Annotated in this window: 12 protein-coding genes and 3 pseudogenes; 8 read left to right on the top strand and 7 right to left on the bottom strand. The window is 62.3% G+C overall.

The genetic code is table 11. The features are described 5' to 3' along the window. Positions 1–292: 292 nt before the first annotated feature. The 3 genes and pseudogenes from MKK75_RS21120 to MKK75_RS21110 all read right to left on the bottom strand — a co-directional run bounded on the left by MKK75_RS21120 (position 293) and on the right by MKK75_RS21110 (position 2,447). Positions 293–1,111 carry a hypothetical protein gene (locus MKK75_RS21120; RefSeq protein WP_244044477.1) on the bottom strand — a complete coding sequence of 273 codons (819 nt, stop codon included), beginning with the start codon at positions 1,109–1,111 and terminating at the stop codon, positions 293–295. 219 nt (positions 1,112–1,330) lie between these two features. Further along, positions 1,331–1,594 (bottom strand): annotated as a pseudogene (locus tag MKK75_RS21115) (transposase); the annotation flags it as partial. Positions 1,595–1,690: 96 nt separating this feature from the next. Continuing rightward, positions 1,691–2,447 (bottom strand): annotated as a pseudogene (locus tag MKK75_RS21110) (IS5 family transposase). A gap of 127 nt (positions 2,448–2,574) precedes the next feature. Between MKK75_RS21110 and MKK75_RS21105 the strand changes: the two are divergent. From MKK75_RS21105 to MKK75_RS21085, 5 genes and pseudogenes are all read left to right on the top strand, one after another. Further along, positions 2,575–3,783: pseudogene (locus MKK75_RS21105) on the top strand (IS701 family transposase). Between the two features lie 946 nt (positions 3,784–4,729). Continuing rightward, positions 4,730–4,987: a transcriptional regulator gene (locus MKK75_RS21100; protein ID WP_244044476.1), complete on the top strand. Its 258-nt coding sequence runs from the start codon at positions 4,730–4,732 to the stop codon at positions 4,985–4,987. 268 nt (positions 4,988–5,255) lie between these two features. Next, positions 5,256–5,789, top strand: a complete 534-nt coding sequence (locus MKK75_RS21095) for a hypothetical protein (RefSeq protein ID WP_244044475.1) — start codon at positions 5,256–5,258, stop codon at positions 5,787–5,789. Between the two features lie 212 nt (positions 5,790–6,001). After that, on the top strand, positions 6,002–7,690 hold the full coding sequence (locus MKK75_RS21090) for a DUF927 domain-containing protein (RefSeq protein WP_244044474.1): 1,689 nt from the start codon (positions 6,002–6,004) through the stop codon (positions 7,688–7,690). Between the two features lie 159 nt (positions 7,691–7,849). Beyond that, positions 7,850–10,234, top strand: a complete 2,385-nt coding sequence (locus tag MKK75_RS21085; RefSeq protein ID WP_244044473.1) for a type IA DNA topoisomerase — start codon at positions 7,850–7,852, stop codon at positions 10,232–10,234. A 218-nt stretch (positions 10,235–10,452) separates the two neighbouring features. On the opposite strand, the gene MKK75_RS21080 is transcribed toward MKK75_RS21085, so the two are convergent. The 3 genes from MKK75_RS21080 to MKK75_RS21070 are packed head-to-tail and all read right to left on the bottom strand — an operon-like array spanning position 10,453 to position 12,834. Further along, positions 10,453–10,914 (bottom strand): PaaI family thioesterase, encoded by a 462-nt coding sequence (locus MKK75_RS21080; protein WP_244044472.1) that lies wholly within the window; start codon positions 10,912–10,914, stop codon positions 10,453–10,455. After that, entirely contained in the window at positions 10,911–12,140 is a 1,230-nt protein-coding gene (locus MKK75_RS21075; protein WP_244044471.1) for a CaiB/BaiF CoA transferase family protein, read from the bottom strand. Before MKK75_RS21075 ends, MKK75_RS21080 begins: the two co-directional genes overlap by 4 nt. Further along, positions 12,127–12,834 (bottom strand): haloacid dehalogenase type II, encoded by a 708-nt coding sequence (locus tag MKK75_RS21070; RefSeq protein ID WP_244044470.1) that lies wholly within the window; start codon positions 12,832–12,834, stop codon positions 12,127–12,129. Before MKK75_RS21070 ends, MKK75_RS21075 begins: the two co-directional genes overlap by 14 nt. Positions 12,835–12,956: 122 nt before the next feature. Between MKK75_RS21070 and MKK75_RS21065 the strand changes: the two genes are divergently transcribed. Beyond that, complete coding sequence (locus MKK75_RS21065; RefSeq protein ID WP_244044469.1) at positions 12,957–13,880, top strand: LysR family transcriptional regulator; 924 nt, start codon at positions 12,957–12,959, stop codon at positions 13,878–13,880. A gap of 107 nt (positions 13,881–13,987) precedes the next feature. Next, entirely contained in the window at positions 13,988–15,652 is a 1,665-nt protein-coding gene (locus MKK75_RS21060; protein WP_244044468.1) for an MFS transporter, read from the top strand. A gap of 481 nt (positions 15,653–16,133) precedes the next feature. Here MKK75_RS21060 and MKK75_RS21055 read toward each other — a convergent pair whose 3' ends face one another. Beyond that, positions 16,134–16,280, bottom strand: coding sequence for a hypothetical protein (locus MKK75_RS21055; RefSeq protein ID WP_244044467.1), 147 nt, complete (start codon positions 16,278–16,280; stop codon positions 16,134–16,136). Positions 16,281–16,713: 433 nt separating this feature from the next. On the opposite strand from MKK75_RS21055, the gene MKK75_RS21050 reads away from it, so the two are divergent. Then, complete coding sequence (locus tag MKK75_RS21050) at positions 16,714–17,358, top strand: hypothetical protein (protein ID WP_244044466.1); 645 nt, start codon at positions 16,714–16,716, stop codon at positions 17,356–17,358. Positions 17,359–17,617: the final 259 nt, after the last annotated feature.

The raw sequence follows: 17,617 nt of genomic DNA, 5'->3' as shown, positions 1-17,617 counted from the left end.
TTATAAGTTGTAAAAACACTTTATCATAGTACTGTCGCTTGTGTTGCAACCTACTTTGCCGTGGCCGCTAAGCCATACCCTGAAGAGCCCAATGATAGGTCCAACGTGGCTTGGACCTCGATCAGCGGAAGGATGGATGCATGCGGAAGCCTTTCGGCCGGACGGCCTTGGCATCATCGTACGGCCTTTCACCGCCAAAAACCGCTAAAAATCTCCGTGCGTCTAACCGCACTAGGATCAACTCGACCTTTTAAGGGGTATTTTTGTCTCAAAATTCTATGCCGTAGCCCGCTCAATCGTCATCAGAGGTTGGTTTGCTTTGACTTATTTGCTGAATTCTTTTCAAGATTGGTCCCAAATGCAACAGTAGTTGGTCGGACTCCGCGGACGGCGCAATATTGTACTCTTTTTTTTCTGCTGGACAGCCTTTCTTACCGTAACGAAGAGTTACAAAAATATAGTCCCACTCAAATGACTGAAGATCTTGTAATATATCATTACTGAAGTTTGTTTTTTTACCATCAATTTCGAGTTTTTTATTTAGCTCGACCTTTCGGATTTTTGGCCATAATCTTGACCATTTATCCAATCCTGCTTTTTCTTTATTGACCTCCGACTTAATTTCACCCGGACCAATGCCCTGGTGGGCCAAATAGCGTATAGCCGCCTCATCCCGAGAATACATTTTTTGAGCTTGTCGCAAACCTCTCGCGGTATCGTCACCATAGCTGATGACTTTTTCTAAAATGACTCTGAGTTTAGTAACCCGTTTATCGATTTTTTTACGGCTAATTTCAGCCTCATATGCAAATTTTCGAAAAGCATCATTCTTTCCAGATTTCAACCAAATACAGTAAGCTACTGACAATGCGACATGATGATCTCGGCGGCTGATTTTATGGAAGTGCTCAGCAAGGCCTTCTACACTCTCTTTCCCCGAGTTGAAACTATCGAGTATTTTTCTGATCTTGGGATTACCTTCAAAGAAATCCTCGACGCTTTGAATAAGCAAGCTTGAATTTGGCGGATTGTCATCATGCTCTTGTAGTGACGTAGCGGGCTTCGCGGTTTGGCTGCAGACCTTGCGGTGCGAGGATCGCGGGGGTTTCATTTGGCACTCCGATGTCCGTTAAACGGACATTTTAGGTGTTGACGCTGGTTTTTTCAATCGGTGGCTTGAATCGCTCTTGCCAATTGTTGGGCCAAACCTGAGCCTGAAATCGGCAAAAAGGCATACCGGCGCCCGCAGTCGCTATCGGGTAGGAGGCCCACCCTCACAGCTACTTCGAGGGTAGGAGTCTGCGCTGCCGCGTGCCAGAGAGTACAGGACAACCCGGCTGGTGCCGACGACCTCCTTATCGGCGTGCACGGTCTGATGGCCACCCGCCAGCATGCGCTGCTTCCACGAGAACAGTAGGCTGGGCGAGAGGCCGTAGTGGCGGGCGACGAACGACACGGACGAGCTGGGCGGCTGGCTTTCCTCGACGGGGCGGATCTTCTCGGTGATGGACCAGCACCGGGGGCGCGGAACGCCGGTCGGGATCTCACCGTTCACCGGCGGGGCGGTCAGATGGGATGACATAGCCTTACCCACAGGCCAACGCCCATGCCATCGTGAGCTATGCTGACTGTCTGGTCAAAACGAGCTGCGGTTCACGGTTTTGTCCCTGACGCCAGGGTCTGGACTCGATCAGCACCAGAAAGCGATGACGGCGGCAAGGGCGACGGCTGAGGCATAGTTGCGGGCGAGCTTGTCGTATCGGGTGGCGACGCGGCGGAAGTCCTTGAGGCGGTTGAAGGTCGCCTCGATGCGCCAGCGTTCACGATAGCGCCGCTTGTCGTGCCGGATGCGTCGCTTGCGACCACGCTTGCCCAGGATGACCGGACGATGCCCTGCGCCCGCAGGTCGGTGCGCAGCCAATCGGCATCGTAGCCCTTGTCTGCGGCCAGACGCCGGATCCGGCCGGACGCTTCGGCCAACACCGCAAGCGCAGTCGTCACGTCGCTGGCATTGCCCGGCCTTAGCAGCAGGACGCCGGGGCGGCCGAGGACATCGGTGAGCGCATGGATCTTCGTCGTCTGGCCGCCGCGCGACGGGCCGATGGCCTGCGCTTTCGCCCCCCTTTACCGCCGTGGGCCGAGCGGTGAGCCCGCACATAGGTGCTATCGAGGGCGGCCGCATCGCTGGCCCACCCGGCCTTGGCCAGATCTGCCAACATGGCCTTCCAGAAGCCGCGGCGGGACCACCTATTGAACCGGTTGTAGACGGTAGTGCGCGGCCCATACGCCGCCGGGCAGTCGCGCCAGCGACAGCCCGATGTCAGGACGTGCAGGATGCCGGAGATGATCTGCCGGTCGTCCTTCCGCTCAGGTTCGGGCTTGTCCTTGGGCATGAACGGCTCGATCACCGCCCACTGCTCATCCGAGAGCCAGAACAGGTCCGGCATCGCCACCTCCAGGCTGAAAAACGGCCACCTGGAACCACAAAGTGGCAAACCCCGCAACAGCTTGGTTAGGGTCACACCCTAGCATTACAGTTGCGTTTTTGATCGGGTTCTGACTCATTGCGTCGCCATGATTTGCGCTTCATGGACGTCGGGGGCCTCGATCGAGGCGACGCTTGAGCTTTGGGCCTCGTCGCTGCGGGAGGTGAAAGGTCGTATGCGGCCCCTGTTCACCCAGGACCGGGTCGCCGCCTCGGCCGGGGCGTTCCTGGATGGACTGCTCGGCGCGGAGCGGCGCAAGACCGGTTGGATGCGGGCCGAGGCCGCGGGCGATCCCGGCCCCTGGCGCCAGCAGGCGGTGCTCGGTCGCGGACGATGGGATGCGGATGCGCTGCGCGACGTGGTGCGGGACTATGCCCTGGAGACTCTGGCCGACCCGGACGCTGTTCTGGTCCTCGACGAGACAGGCTTCCTCAAGCAAGGCAAGGCCTTGTGCGGCGTGCATCGCCAGTACACCGGCTCGGCCGGCAAGATCACGAACTGCCAGATCGGCGTGTTCGCGGCTTACGCCTCGCGGCACGGTCATGCCTTCGTCGATCGGGCCTTGTACCTGCCCAAGACCTGGGCTTCGGATCCGGCCCGATTGGCCGCCGCCCACGTGCCGGAGGGGACGGCCTTTTCGACCAAGCCCGGCTTGGCGCTGGCGATGATCGAGCGGGCGATCGCCGCCAGCGTGCCGTTTTCCTGGGTGGCGGCCGACACCGGCTATGGGGTCGGCGACATCGAGATGGCGCTACGGCGTGCGGGCAAGGGCTACGTGCTCGGGGTCAAGTCCGATCATCTGTTCAAGTCCTGGGTCGGCAAGCCACCGGTGGCCGGCACCGCGGAGGTGATCGTCGACAACCTCGCTCCGTCGGCCTGGGTGCGCCTGTCGGCGGGCGAGGGCACGAAGGGCGCGCGGCTGTACGACTGGGCCTACTGCGAACTGGCCGACCTCGAGGGGGCCGTCTACGACCAGACCGGCCTGTGAACGCGGGGGCTCCTGATCCGCCGCAGCCTGAGCGATGGCGAGCGGGCCTACTTCACGACCTGGTGCCCGGCCGGCACGCTGATCGCGACCCTGGTGGCGGTCGAGGGCCAGCGCTGGACGATCGAGGACACCTTCGAGACGGCCAAGACCGAACTCGGGCTCGCTCACAACGAGACCCGTTCCTGGCGCGGCTGGCATTGGAAGGTCAGCCTGGTGATGATGGCCTTCGCCTTGCTGGCTGTGATCCGCCATCACGCCAACGCGCCGCCCCAAAAAAGCCGAGCCCGGACGAGATCGCCCGCCCGCTGATCCGCTGGTCGGTCCAGGAAATCCGCCGCCTCGCCGTGCGGCTGGCGCAGCGGCGCATTCGGCCTGCCCACGTTATCGCGTGGTCGCTCTGGCGACGGGCGCATCAGGCGGCCGCCCGAAACGCCCATCTCAAACGTCGAGCATCAGACGCCAAAAGGCGTCGCTGCCGTAAGCCTAGCAAAACAGGAAGCCGCCGAGAAAATCAAAAAACGCAACTGTAATGCTAAGCCCAGGTCGGAAAGCACAAGCTTGGAGCGTGCTCAGGCGCTATCTCAGAACGGGGGACGACACCGGACTCTGAGATCAGCGGTGGGGAACACCAATATGCTCCCCACCGCATGCGTCGCGGCGTCAGAAGTCGATGCGCTTGTGCCGCCGCAGCCGATGCGCGACGTCCTCTAAGATTTGCGCGGCAGCCTTCCGACTAGTCAAGGCTGCCAAACACCCCGCAGCACATTCGACCGTTGCCTTCATGGTTCGGATCACTGGGACCTTTTGGTCCTGTGACCAGACAATCCTTTCTTCAACGAAGGCGCGCACCGCCGCCTGCGTCTTCTGACGTGCAGTCTCAACCTCATCGCGTACGCTCTGAGCATATCGAAGCCGAGGTATCATTATATTTTCTCCGATCAGCGGCGGCGTGATCACCACCGATCAGCTTTTACGAGTCCGAAGCTGTCTCACCGGGCGCGCAGCGCGCCGTGCAAACGCCTCACGGCCGCCGCGCCTGACGCCGGCCTTCAAAGTGACGACCAGCGAGGCATTGGAAACGGCTTTCAGAGTTGGCGCGCGCGGGTGAGAGTTTGGGCGTGCCGCGCCGGGCCGCTCGAATACGTCGCGCATCGAAGCGTGCGGAAGCGACCTCCCGCGCTCAACATCCGGCGCTGATCCAGAGCATACCGACCAAACTCGTAAAAGCTCGTCGTCACAGCCCTGGAGCATGACGATGAAAACCTCAGACCTCGAAAGATCGACCGCAGCCACAACCGCGATCAGCAATCAGGACATCCTGCTCACCGAGTTCGACCTCGCGCGTCGACAAAATCGATCCGTCAAGACGATCCGCAATCAACGGGTGCTCGGCGGCGGCGTGCCGTTCATCAAAATCGGGCGCCTCGTTCGCTACCGCCTATCCGACGTGATCCCCTGGGAAAACGCGCGGCTTCACAGCAGCACGAGCGATCGGGGAGGCGCCGATGCGTAAGTCCTGCATTCTTCCCCCGGATTTCGAGACGGTCGTGCAAGTGCGGGAACGGCGGGACAGGTTGGTCGGGCAGCTCACCCGCAGCCTTGAGCCGGGCGCCGCCGAACTCGCATTGCGCGTCGGATCCTGTCGGAAAGGTGGTCGCTGCGGCTCGGGGGCTTGCCAGGTTTGCCAGCGCCAGGAGCGGAAGATTCTGATCCGGGCCGCCGACTCAGCCCTGCGCAAGGATGGGCCACTCCTGCGGCTGTCGTGGATCCCGCGGGGTGGCGTGATCCCGCTCGGCGGCCTCGCCACGTTCGACCTCCGGCGGTTCATCGCGAGCCGCCTGCGGGCTCTACAACGCGCCCTGCCGGGCATCGTAGTGCTCGGCGGCGTCGACGTTTCCCTGAACACCTTTGAGAATGGTACGCCTGTTTGGGTGGTCCACCTGTACCTGCTGATCGAGGCCGCGGACACGAAGGCGTTGCGGAAAGGGATCCGAACCCGCTGCGCTGGTGAGCCGTCCGCTCCGCGGCCTTTCGATTTCAGGGAAGTCAGCAGGGGAGGGCGGCCGCTGGTCCTCAGCTACGCGCTGAAGGCGGCGTTCTATAAGCGATCCGGCTTCATCGACGCCACTGGCCGGGCAAACACGCGGCCCCAAGCCCTGCCGGTTGGAGCAGCAGTCGAAGCCGCGCTGTTCCTCGATCGCTGGCCCCTAAATCGCCGCTTGATCCTGCACGGCCTGCGCCTCGTTCACGGGCGCGACGGGCTGCGACTCGTGCGCCGTGACGGCGGCCCCAGTCGTCGAGGGTCGAGGCCGTGAAAGCGGCGAGGGGCCGCTCGATGCCTTCAAAGGATCTGTTGCGGGCAACAGGTGGCCCCTTGGGGGCAGGTGCGCGATGGCGAGGTGGGTAGCGGCAGCAACACACTGCACTGATCACGCACGCCAATTAGCGCGCAGGCCCATCGCACGGTGGGACAGGTGGGTCGGTGGGACAATCTTAGCAAAACCAAAATTTGCAGGAGATATACGAAATGAGTTCGTCCATCCGGAAACCATCAGCTCGACATTCGCTATCAAGCCCTCTCGCCAACCGCAATCATCAAGCAAATCCATTAGATCAAACCGCACCCGAAGCTCGCCCGGACATCCTCGACGCGGTGCGCGACCAGCACGGCACGCCTTGGATACGCTACGGCACGGACGAGCGCGCAATCTGGTTTGCGGTGACCGATTTGATCTCCGCACCAACAATGGTGTTTAAAAATCTCGCTCGCGCTGGGACGATCTATTCGGCGCGCCCTGCGCAAGATGCCCTCAAAAAGTTGGTCGACGCCCACACTACATACCGACGAGCGCTGGTCGCATCCCATCCAGGCTGGATCGACGATGACCCAATCTACGTATTCGGCGACGGATCGGTCATCAAACCCGAAGGTGATGGTCGGGAAATCATCATCGGCTTCGAGCGACATTCGAAATTCGAAGCCTACGGCACCTTAAAAAAATGGCAGGCGACGGTAAAGCCGTTCATCAAACATCAGCCACTACCTTACTTTGCGATCGCGTTTGCGTTGACCGGACCAATCTTACACTTCCTGTCGCGCGGTCAACTCAATCCTATCTGCGAAATCGTAGGAAAGAGGGAGACGGGCAAATCCACTGTTGGGGTATTGGCAGCCTCCGTTTGGGCTGGGGATCCCCATAGCCAAGTGGGTGGAGGGGACACTTGGAGGATGACAATCAATGCGATCGACGAGGTTAAACTCGGGCGTCGCGACGGGCTCATGTTCGCGGATGAGGCCAATCTTGTTGGCGTCGCGATCAGCAAACTTCCCGATTACATTCAGGACGCGATTTTTACGTTGAGTTCGGATCGAGGCAAGCGGCGGATGGGAGATCCGGACACAGCGGTTATGGCGAACGTGGCGGTGCTAAGTACATCCAATATTCCCCTTCGTGACCTCGTCGGGGGGCATACTGACAAAATCGAGGCGTTGCGGTCGCGTGTAATCACGATCACCCTTGCACCCGATCGACCGAACGGCATCTTTGATACCGTTCCCAAAGGCCATCCGACTTCAGGTGCGGCCGCTAAGGCGCTCCAATCCGCAGCCAACAAGGGCTGGGGCGAACCCGCGCGAACCTTCGTGAGCGAGCTTGTCCGCAGGGCTGCTCGCGATGAAAACAGATTACGTCAACTGATCGCGAAGCGCGTTGATCGATATTTAGATCGATTACCCTCCTCTCCAGGTTCGGCCCGTGTCAAACAAACGCTTGCTCTTGTGGCGGCAGCGGCTTCATTGGCACAAAACTGGGGTGTGTTTCCTAAGCCATGGGGCTCGCCAACCACAATGATCCGCGCCATTGCGCAACTCACGCACGACAATCAGCTTGGTGTTTCCGTCTCACCAATTGAACGCGTTCAGGCCTATATACGGCGGCATCAAGACGAACTGGTCAATTTGCTTAACAAAAAGCCGGTGTCAAAGGTCGAATTTGATAAAATTCCGGGCTTTATGAAAAATCAATACGGACAGACGGAACTGATGATCCCGACCGCAAAATTTCGCAAAGAGTTTCTTGATCACGAAGCGTTCTTGGATATTCTTGATATGGGCGGACTAATTCGAGCAGAAAATGGAAGACAGAAGAAGCGAGCGATCAAAGCACCAAGAGGTATATGCCCTGGAAAGCGCGTCTATTGCCTAAAAATACCCTAACGACGTAATTCGGCAATGTGGCTCGAGAGACGCGGCAGGAGCGGCGTTGGAACTAATTCAAACTGCATGCTCACGTTCAGCGCGGTTGCACGGAGGGGTATTTTGGAACAAAATGTGAACCAATGGCCGCATTAAGGGGGCGACCGCATGGACAGCGACATGTCACCTCCGAGTTCCGGCCGCACGCTTTTCTTCTTCGAGAAGCCCTCGGCGATGCGGCAGCTGCAGCGCTTCTTCCGCTCGCCGAACACGGTCTGCGTGGCCGCCGAGGGGCACCTGCTGTCCGCTGAGGAGCCGGGCAGCATCCGGCCCGAGTGGAAACCCTGGCGCTTCGACGCCCTGCCGATCAAGCTCGCCACGATCCCGGTCAGCTGCGGCACCAACCGGTCCGGGCAATCGCACGAGCCAAAGATCGCCGCCATCCGGCAGGCGCTGAGCGGCGTCGAGCGCGTGATTATCGCGACCGATCCCGGGCGCGAGGGCTCAATGATCGCCTGGGAGGTGCTGGAGCACCTGGGCTGGCGTGGCCGGGTCGACCGGATCAAGCTCGGCGCGCTCGACGATGTCTCGATCCGGCGCGCCTTCGCGGCGCTGGCCAACGAGCCGGGTTCAGGCGAGCGCGACTACGCCGCCTACCTCGAAGCGCTGTGCAGGCAGTACGAGGACTACCACCTCGGGCTGAACGGCACCCGGGCCATCTCGCTGCGCCTGCGCCCGCCCGAGTTTCGGGAACCCTGGCGCTTCGGTGGCGTGCAGACGCCCACCCTCGCCATTCTGGCCGACCTGGAGGCGCGCATCCGCTCCTTCGTGCCGCAGGACTTCTTCAAGGTCGCCCTAAACCTGAGCACGCAATCCGGTGCCGAACTGACGCTGTGGCACGCCCCCAAGGATCGGATCTTCGACGCGGCCATCGCCGAGACGATCCGGCAGGCGGCCACGACCTGGTCGGGCCCCCTGGCGGTCGCGCACAAGGACGTGCGCCGCGCGCCCCCTCGTCTGTTCTCCAAGGACACCCTGGCGCGGCGCTGCGCCAAGCGGTTCGGCTGGGACCCGCAGCACACGGCAGGGCTCGCTCAGGAGCTGTACGACCAGGGTTACCTCAGCTACCCGCGCACGGAGTCCGAGTACCTGCCGGACGGGCAGGCGGGTGATGCCGACGCGATCGTCGCTGCCATCGCGACCGTGCTGACCGACATGTGCGACGTCAGTTCGGGAGGCGAGGTGCCTCTGATCCGACGCGGGGCGAAGGGGCACTACGTAAAGGACCCGGGCGAGCACCATGCCATCGTGCCCCTGCGCAAGGTGCCGGAACGCAGCCGCCTTTCGGCCGACCAGTTCCGGTTGTGGGAGCTCGTCGCAAAAGCCTTTCTCGCCGCCCACCTGCCCGACGGCATCGATGCCCGCACGACCATTACGGCCGAGGTCGGGACGCCGTTGAGTGCGAAGCGGTTTGCCGTGTCGGGCAGCGTCATCCGCGCCCCGGGCTGGCGTGCGATCTACGGCAGCGAGGCTGAGCTCGAAGCGGACGTCGTGCCCGGCAAGGCCAAGCGCGAGGCCGAGGCCACGTCCGCACGCCTGCCACTCGTGAACGATGGTGAAGGCGCATCGGCCGCGGGCGCGGATGTCGCCACCGCGATGACCGAGCCGCCGCGGCGGATCACCCGAGGCGAGCTGCCGGTGGTGATGGGCCGGCTGATCGACCAGGTCGATGATCTGGCGGTAAAGCGTGCCCTGGAGAACCCGGTCAACCCGAACGAACCCAAGGGCCTCGGCACGGCCGCCACCCGCGACACGATGCTGCCCAAGCTCCTGAAGAGTCGATACATCGCCCTGGCCAACGGCAAGGATCCGGCTATCGAAGTGACCGAGGTCGGGCTGGCCTTCATGGCGGCGGTGCGACGCGTGTTCCCGGCCTATGGCGACCCGGTCGGGCGTGCCCTGTTCGAGGCGGAGCTGGCCGAGATCGGTCGCGCGACCACGCGGGCCGAGGCCATCGAGCGCGCCGACGCCTTCCGGCAGCGCACGCGCGCGCGCCTCGACGAGCTGATCGCCGCGATCTCAAGCTCGCCCGTCGTCAGCCTCGATCCGAGCCTGATCCCGCCAAGTCGGGCGGACGATCGGCCGCCGACGCCGGCCATGTTGTCGTTCGCGGTGAGCATGGCCGAGCGGAAGGGCGTGACGCTGCCGCGCAGTTGCAAGTGCAGCATCAGCGTCTGCCGGGCCTTCCTCGACACCCATGTCGGGCCGCGCACGCCTCGGGAGGGGAACGCCGGACAATCCGGCGACCGCCGAACCCCGAGCGCGGCGATGCTCGGCTACGCACGCAGTCTGGCCGAGCAGCGAGGCATTCCATGCCCGTCGGAGTGCGAGACGGACTTTGACGCCTGTCGGCGCTTTCTCGACGCGCACGCCGCGCGGCCGCAACGTGGAGCGGAACCGTCGGCCCCTGGCGCAGCGCATGCCAAGGTGCCCGGTGGGCGCGGCAATCGGCGGGGCAGGGCGGCACAGGCGCCGAGACAAGCCGCTGCACGACCTCGAGGCTGACGCGACCAGCGGGGTGATACGACGGACCTGTCATCCATCCTGACGCCGCGGATGGCTCATCGTGCTCGTTGTCAACGGGCCCCGGTATCGTGGCCTCTGGTCGAGGCAAACGGCGTCACATCGTTCGACGATCCTGCACCAGGTGTCCGTCACTGATCGCGCCACGTCCTACGGTAAAGGCGTGTGAGGCGATGCGGCCCACCCATCATCTGAGAGAATTATTTGTATTCTACGGACGGTGGCCTGAGTAATTTCCATGTCGCCGTTGCATGCGCGACGAGTTTATCATCGTCGTTGAAGGCATGCGATTGCAGGAAGGAGATCCCACGTCCGCGGCGCAGGATGCTGCCTTCGCACCGGACGTGCCCGGCCGTCACAGCCCCGAGATACTGGACCTTCATCTCCAGAGTCGCACCTGCGCCATCCAATCGATGCAGCAAGTGTCCCATGGATATGTCCATAGCAGTCGCCAGGATGCCGCCGTGCAGCGTCCCCTGCGGGTTGAACAGGGTTGAATTGGCCTCAAAACGGACGGAGCACGTCTCGCCGGCATAGGAAATCTCGAAACCCAGGAGCCGCGAGAGGAAGAACGAGCCGAATTCTTGCGTCTCGCTCGCCTGTGCTCGAGCTAGCATTTCATCGCCGAGTGCTGCTCGCTCGGCAGCTTGATCGCCCGTCATGCTTCCTCCTCGATTCCAGAGCGACCGAACGCACCTTCTCCGGAAAGCCGATCGACGTCGGCTTCCTGCAATCCCAGCCAATCTGCGAGGACGGTCGCGGTGTGCTCGCCAAGCAGGGGAGGGCGCAGTGCATCCGGAGGGGGCTGGTCGTCGAAGCGTACCGCGCTCGCGAGGTAGCGTACATCGCCCGCGGATGGATGGGCGAAGGACCTGGCCACGCCACGTTCGGACAGTTGTGGCGCTTCGCAGACCTCGCCGACGGTCCTGATCGCTCCGCACGGCACGCCGGCGGCGCTAAGCGTCGAGATCCAGTGGTCGCGCGTCCCTGCCAGGAAGATCGGTTCCAGGATCGTCTTCAACTCGTCGCGTCGTGCAGCACGATTTGAGGCTCGGGCAAACTCGGGCCGCATAGCAAGTTCGCTTAGATCGAGGGCTTCGCAGAAGGCGCCCCAGAACCGATCGTTCGCGACACCGACGTTGATCCAGCCATCGGCCGCCTGGAAGGTCTCGTAGGGGCTGATCGTCGGGTGGGCGTTGCCGCGCCGACGTGGGCTGCTTCCGGTGGCGAAATACATGCCGGCATTGAAGGTCAGCAGTGAGGCCATGGCGTCGAGCATCGATACGTCGACGCGTCCACCCGTACCGGTCCGCTCGCGCTGCATCAGCGCCGACAGCACGGCCTGCGCCCCGTAGAGGCCAGTCACGAGGTCAGCGATTGACGTGCCGACCTTCGTGGGCGGCCCGGCGGGGTCGCCGGTGATGTCCATGACGCCGGACTCGCCCTGCACGATCAGGTCGTAGCCGGGTCGGTTGACGTCGGGGCCTGTCTGCCCAAAGCCCGAGATCGCGCAGTAGATCAACCGCGCGTTCACCTCAGCGAGGGTTTCGTAACCGAGTCCCAACCGTTCCATCGTGCCGGGCCGGAAATTCTCGATGACGACATCGGCGGCGGAGGCTAGCCGAAGCGCCAGATCCCTGCCGGCCTCAGACTTCAAATCCAGAACGCAACTGCGCTTGTTGCGATTGATCGACAGGAAGTAGGCGCTCTCTCCACCACAGAACGGTGGACCGTAGGTTCGCGACTCGTCACCGCGCACCGGCTCTTCGACCTTGAGCACATCGGCGCCGAGGTCACCGAGTTGCATGGTGGCGAACGGCCCGGAGACAACTCGGCACAGGTCAAGCACCCTGATGCCGTCGAGCGGTTTGGCGTCAGACCATCGCATCGGCCAGGTCCGCCATGGTGGGCACCGTGAGGTCCGGCCGGTATGGTGTCCTGACGAAGGGTCGACCGCGGCGATTGATGAAGGCAGTATGCATGCCCGCAGCCTTCGCGCCGACGCAGTCGAACTCGTGGTTGGCGACAAACAGGACCTCGTCCATGGCAACGCCCGCCAGGTCAGCCGCCTTGCGGTAGGTCGCGACATGCGGCTTGAACGCGTTCGCCTCGGCAACCGAGATGACTTGGTCGAACGGCACCTTGTGGTAGCGCTTCGCCGTTTCCAGCATGTCGGGGTCGCCATTGGAGAGGACGACAAGCTTGTAGCGTGACTGAAGGCGGGCCAGCGCCTCAGGCACCTCCGGGAAGCACTCGAGTCTCTCGATCGCGGCGACGAGCTCTCGCACTTCCTCGTCGGTGTATGAGATCTTCGCGCGATCGAGCACGCTACATACGGCGGCAAAGCCGATGTCCCGGTAAGGCGTATGCTCGCGATGGAGGAGGGCGTCGATCATCGAGTTTTCGAAGTGTGTGCGTCGCCACCAGGTCACGAAGGAATTCGGTTTGCCGTTCCAACCCTTCTTCTGGAGGTACGGGGTCGCGACCTTGACCAAGCCGCCCTGCATATCGACCACCGTGCCGTACTGGTCGAACATACAAACCGTGATCTTGGTCTTCAGAGCCTCAGCGTCCGTTGCCATCCCTTATCCTCCCGGTGGTCCTGCTCGCCGCATCAAGCGCGCATTTCGAGCGGTCGGTGAAATGGGTTTTTGATCTGCCCACATTCACCGGCTGAATGAGCCGGGCAGGGAGGCTGAAGGGCATGAACATACGGTCGGTCGACCTCAACCTGCTGGTGGCGCTCGACGCCCTACTCACCGAACTCCACGTCACACGTGCGGCTGAGAAGGTTGGTCTCAGCCAGCCGGCCATGAGCAATGCGCTGTCGCGGCTGCGGCATGTCTTCAAAGATGAGCTGCTGGTGCGCACGCCGCAGGGCATGCAAGCCACACCACGGGCGCGTGAACTCGTCGAGCCCGTACGGCAGGTACTGCGCTCGATCGAGCGGGTGTTGGAAGGTGACACACGCTTCGACCCCGCCTTGTCCGACCGCCGCTTTGCGATCCGGCTGTCTGACCTTCTCGGCCGGCTGTTGCTGCCGGCCTTAGTTGCAGACCTCGCCGAGAGCGCCCCTGCGATCCGCTTCGACGTCGTTCACCTCTCGCCGCACCGCACGACAGACGCGCTGGAGCGGGACGAGATCGATATTGCGGTCAGCATGGGACTTGAACATGCGGCCTCGATCCAATCCGAACCCTTGATGCGAGACCGCATGGTGTGCGTGATGCGCAGGGAGCACCCGGCAGCACTGGTCGAACTGACGCCCGACGCCTTCCTGGCTGCCAAGCATCTCAAGGTGTCGATGTCACCGACCGATCTCCGCTTTGCCGACGATGTACTGTCCCGCCTCGGCAAAACGCGCAACGTTGTCCTCAACCTACCGCACTGGATGCTCGTGCCTCACGTGCTTGAGCGCTCGAATTTGATCTCCGTCATGCCGCGGCTGTTCGCACTTGCAATCACTGGAGGTGTGCTGACGATGCGGGATCTGCCACTTCCATCGGATCCCTTCGATTGGACGATCTACTGGCACCGCCGAAACGAAGGCAATGACGCGATACGCTGGCTGAAACAGCGGCTGAGGGTGGTGGCGCCGGCTCCGAGCGCTCATTCAGCCGATCAATGACAACATACCATTAAACGATTAGGGCGCCGAGACGTCCGCCCCTTAGCCTTCCGACTTTCCAGGTATCGGCCACCGCAAGAGTAGCCGCCGGAATACGGGAGGACGGGATGACGGTCGACAGCCTGGCTAGCGATGCTGCCGCTCCCATCGGTCACGCCGAGCGCCAAGTCGTGCTCGCCGCCTGTGTCGGCGCGGCGCTGGAGTGGTACGACTTCTTCGTGTTTGCCGCACTCGCCGCGACGATCGCCAGCAACTTCTTCACCGGCCTCGACGCCAGCACCGGCTTCATCTTCGCGCTCCTGACGTTTGCGGCGGGCTTCATCGTCCGGCCGATCGGGGCTCTGGTGTTCGGACGCATGGGCGATCAGAAGGGACGTAAGCGGACCTTCATGCTCACCGTGATCCTTATGGGCGGCGCGACGGTGCTCCTTGGTGCCTTGCCGACCTTCGGGCAGATCGGCGTTTTGGCCCCGGCACTACTCATCCTGCTTAGGATGGTTCAGGGCTTCGCGATCGGTGGTGAATACGGTGCTGCAGCCTCCTACGTCGCCGAGCACGCACCGCAGGACAAGCGGGGCGCCTACACGGCGTGGGTTCAGACCACATCCACCATCGGCCTGCTCTTGTCTCTCATCGTCGTGACGACCGCGCGGCAGATCTCCGGAACGGGGTTCGATGCGTGGGGCTGGCGGATCCCGTTCCTGTTCTCGGCCCTGCTTCTGGTCATCTCGATCTACATCCGCCGTTCGATGTCCGAGTCACCTGCGTTCGAACGAGTGAAGGGCGCCGGCCGTATCTCTCCAGCCCCCCTACGCGAAGCTTTTGGGCAGTGGAGTAACGTCAGACTCGTACTTCAGGGATTGTTCGGTCTCCTTGCCGGACAAGCGGTAGTGTGGTTTACCGCGCTGTTCTACGCGCTGTTTTTCCTGACGCAGACGCTCAAGGTCGATCCTGCCAGCGCCAACCTGCTTGTCGGTACTGCGTTGGTGATCAGCATACCGATGTACGTCCTGTTCGGACGCCTCTCCGACCGGATCGGCCGCAAGCCGGTTATCCTGGGAGGCTCGTTCCTGGCGGCGCTGACCATCTTCCCGATTTTCCACGGACTGATGGTGTTTGCCAATCCGGCACTTGCCACAGCTCGCCAAGGTACGCCCATCGTCGTTACCACGGATGCCGCCGCCTGCTCCCTGCAATTCAATCCGATCGGGATCGCACGGTTCACGAGCCCTTGTGACATCGCGCGCAAGGTCCTAGCCACGAGCGCAGCGAACTACACGCTGGTGAGCGCTCCTTCCGCCTCTGCACACGTCAAGATTGGAGCGGCCGACATCGAAGCTCCTTCGCTCGCCGACCGATCACCAGCGGAGGCGAAGCGGCTGGAGCAGGCGTTTGCCACCCAGTTGCAGGCGGCACTCGCCGGTGTTGGGTACCCCGCTCACGCCGACCCAGCCGCGATCAACAAGCCGATGGTCGTCTTGCTACTCACAGTGCTGATGGCCTACGGCGCGATGACGCTCGGGCCAATTTCCGCAGCCCTCGTGGAGATGTTCCCAACGCGGATCAGATACTCCGCCATGTCGTTCCCATACCATATTGGCAATGGCTACTTCGGCGGCTTTCTCCCAGCCATTTGCTTCGCCATCGTCGCGGAAACCGGCGACGCTTTCGCGGGGCTTTGGTATCCTGTTACAATTGCTGCGATCTCGGGATTGATCGGTCTCTTCTGTATTCGAGAGTCGCACAATATTGATATATTTTTTAGAGATTGAATTGCGCAACGCTTGATTGACGATAATTGCGACCCTGAGCATTAGTCGCTGTCAGTTCGGTTCAGCGTAACAGCATCGCCGTTGAGGCCGAGATCTAACCGGTCATAGACACGATGAGGCTGTAGCGATCGCCTACGAGCTGGACTAGAGGCGACATGCACTGAAGTGGCGATCATCCGAGCGACAGCTTGAAATCACCGGATCCGGCAGTTTCAGACCCTGGCGAACGTCGCTGCTCTCGAGACGCTTGTAGATCGCCCTCAGTCCCTTACGGGCCCATGATCGTTCGGCTCGGGTGAGGAACACGCGCACGCCTCCCGGCCGCAGCGTGGATCAGAGACGCCGAGTTCCGGCGCAGCCAAAGCCAGAGAGCTTGCCAGGCGCGGGAGGCGGATGGGTAGGGCGGCACAGGCGTCGCGACAGACAGAACCACGACGTCGAGCCTTGAGGCGACCGACGGAGGGTCGATGCCCGAGCGCCGTCAGTCCTTCGGTGTCTTGGCGGGATCATCACCGCCCGGCTGGTCGGTGCCCTGTCCCGGCCGTTCAGTCTTTTCGCTGTTGCCCGTCTGCTTGCGGGCGTCCTCGATCAGATCCTCGGCCACGTCGCGGTCGCGCTCACGGTCCATCGGTTTTCCTCCCTCCTATGATGGACGACAAGGTGCGCCCGGCTCAATCGATAGAAGCGACGCGGATGCCGATTGGCTCCCGATGCCGGCTGAGCCGCAATCGGGGCCGCTCAGATGGCCGACAAACAGGCGTTCTAATGGACCGACAAAGGTCGGGAGCGGGCGCAGCAGCGGATAATAACTATCAGCTTCGCCACATCGGCGTGGCAAGGCTAAGGAAAGTTCGCCTTGACAAATAGGAATATAGTCTGGTAACTAGGCTGTGGGCCGCCGCTTCGTGGCCTTCGTTGAGGGCCGCGATGATGCACCCACCACCCACGCTGAAGCCGAACCGCCGAAGGCCGCAGTCCGGCCTTCCGCATAGGCTTCAGCCATCCGCAACCATCCCAAGGGGGCCTCATCCGAGGCCCCCTTCCCATTTCTGGAGCCAGTTATGACCGCAGCCACCGTCTCGAAATCCAAGGGCGCGCTCACCCCCGCTGAAAGCCCACTCGCCAAGCCGATCCCCGCCGTCGTCGTGTTCGGCGCCGATAAAGGCGGTAAACCTCACGCGGCCTGGTTTCCTACCCCGGATGTGAGCCTCGCTACGAAGGCTGCTGAGACGATAGGCTTCCGCGCGCTCGTGCTGTGCGACGACGCCCAGCGTTCGGCTGCTGCTGAACTGCCTCAGGGCCGGGTCTTCAGCTCGGGCCGCGCCTTCGTGCCATTCGTCGCCAAGGAGGTGTACGAGCGCTTACAGGCTCTCGCCAGTGGACCTGTGGAAGCGGCCACGACAACCATCAAGTTGGCTGCGCAAAGCCCTGAGAAGCCCGCTGAGGGCAACGACGGCTGCCCTGGCGGGTCAGGCCCCGTGGATCCACGCTACCCGCGCAGCTGGGCCGGTATTGCGATCGGGAGCCTCGTGCTGATCACCGAGGGCGAGGAGGACGGCTGGTATCAGGCGGTCGTCGTCGCCTCGAAGCCCGGCGGCGAGTTCACATTGCAATGGCGCGACTGGCCGGATCTACCGCTGCTGGTGCGCCGGCGCGATGGCATGGCCTTGCTGCACCCGAACGCCGCCGCGGCGGCCGAAGCCTGATCTGACGCGAATGTACATACTGGTCGGCAAGGCCCCTAGCTTTGCCGACCGCCGACAACGGTGGCTCAGGGCGGATTGAGAAAGTTGGATCACCGCCCGCAAGCGGACATTCTGCAAAGCGCCCATCCCGGCCATTCATTGCAATTCGTCGCCCTCCCCAAAGCAGACGAACCGTTTCCTAATGTCGGGCTCTCTCGCCAGCTGTTGCTGACCCCAGCGGCTGCAGTCAGAGAGATTCTTGATGCGGATTGGGACGTCG

It is taken from the genome of Methylobacterium sp. J-030 (genome assembly GCF_022829545.1).
Lineage (GTDB): Bacteria > Pseudomonadota > Alphaproteobacteria > Rhizobiales > Beijerinckiaceae > Methylobacterium.
This window is presented reverse-complemented; position numbering and strand designations above follow the sequence as displayed.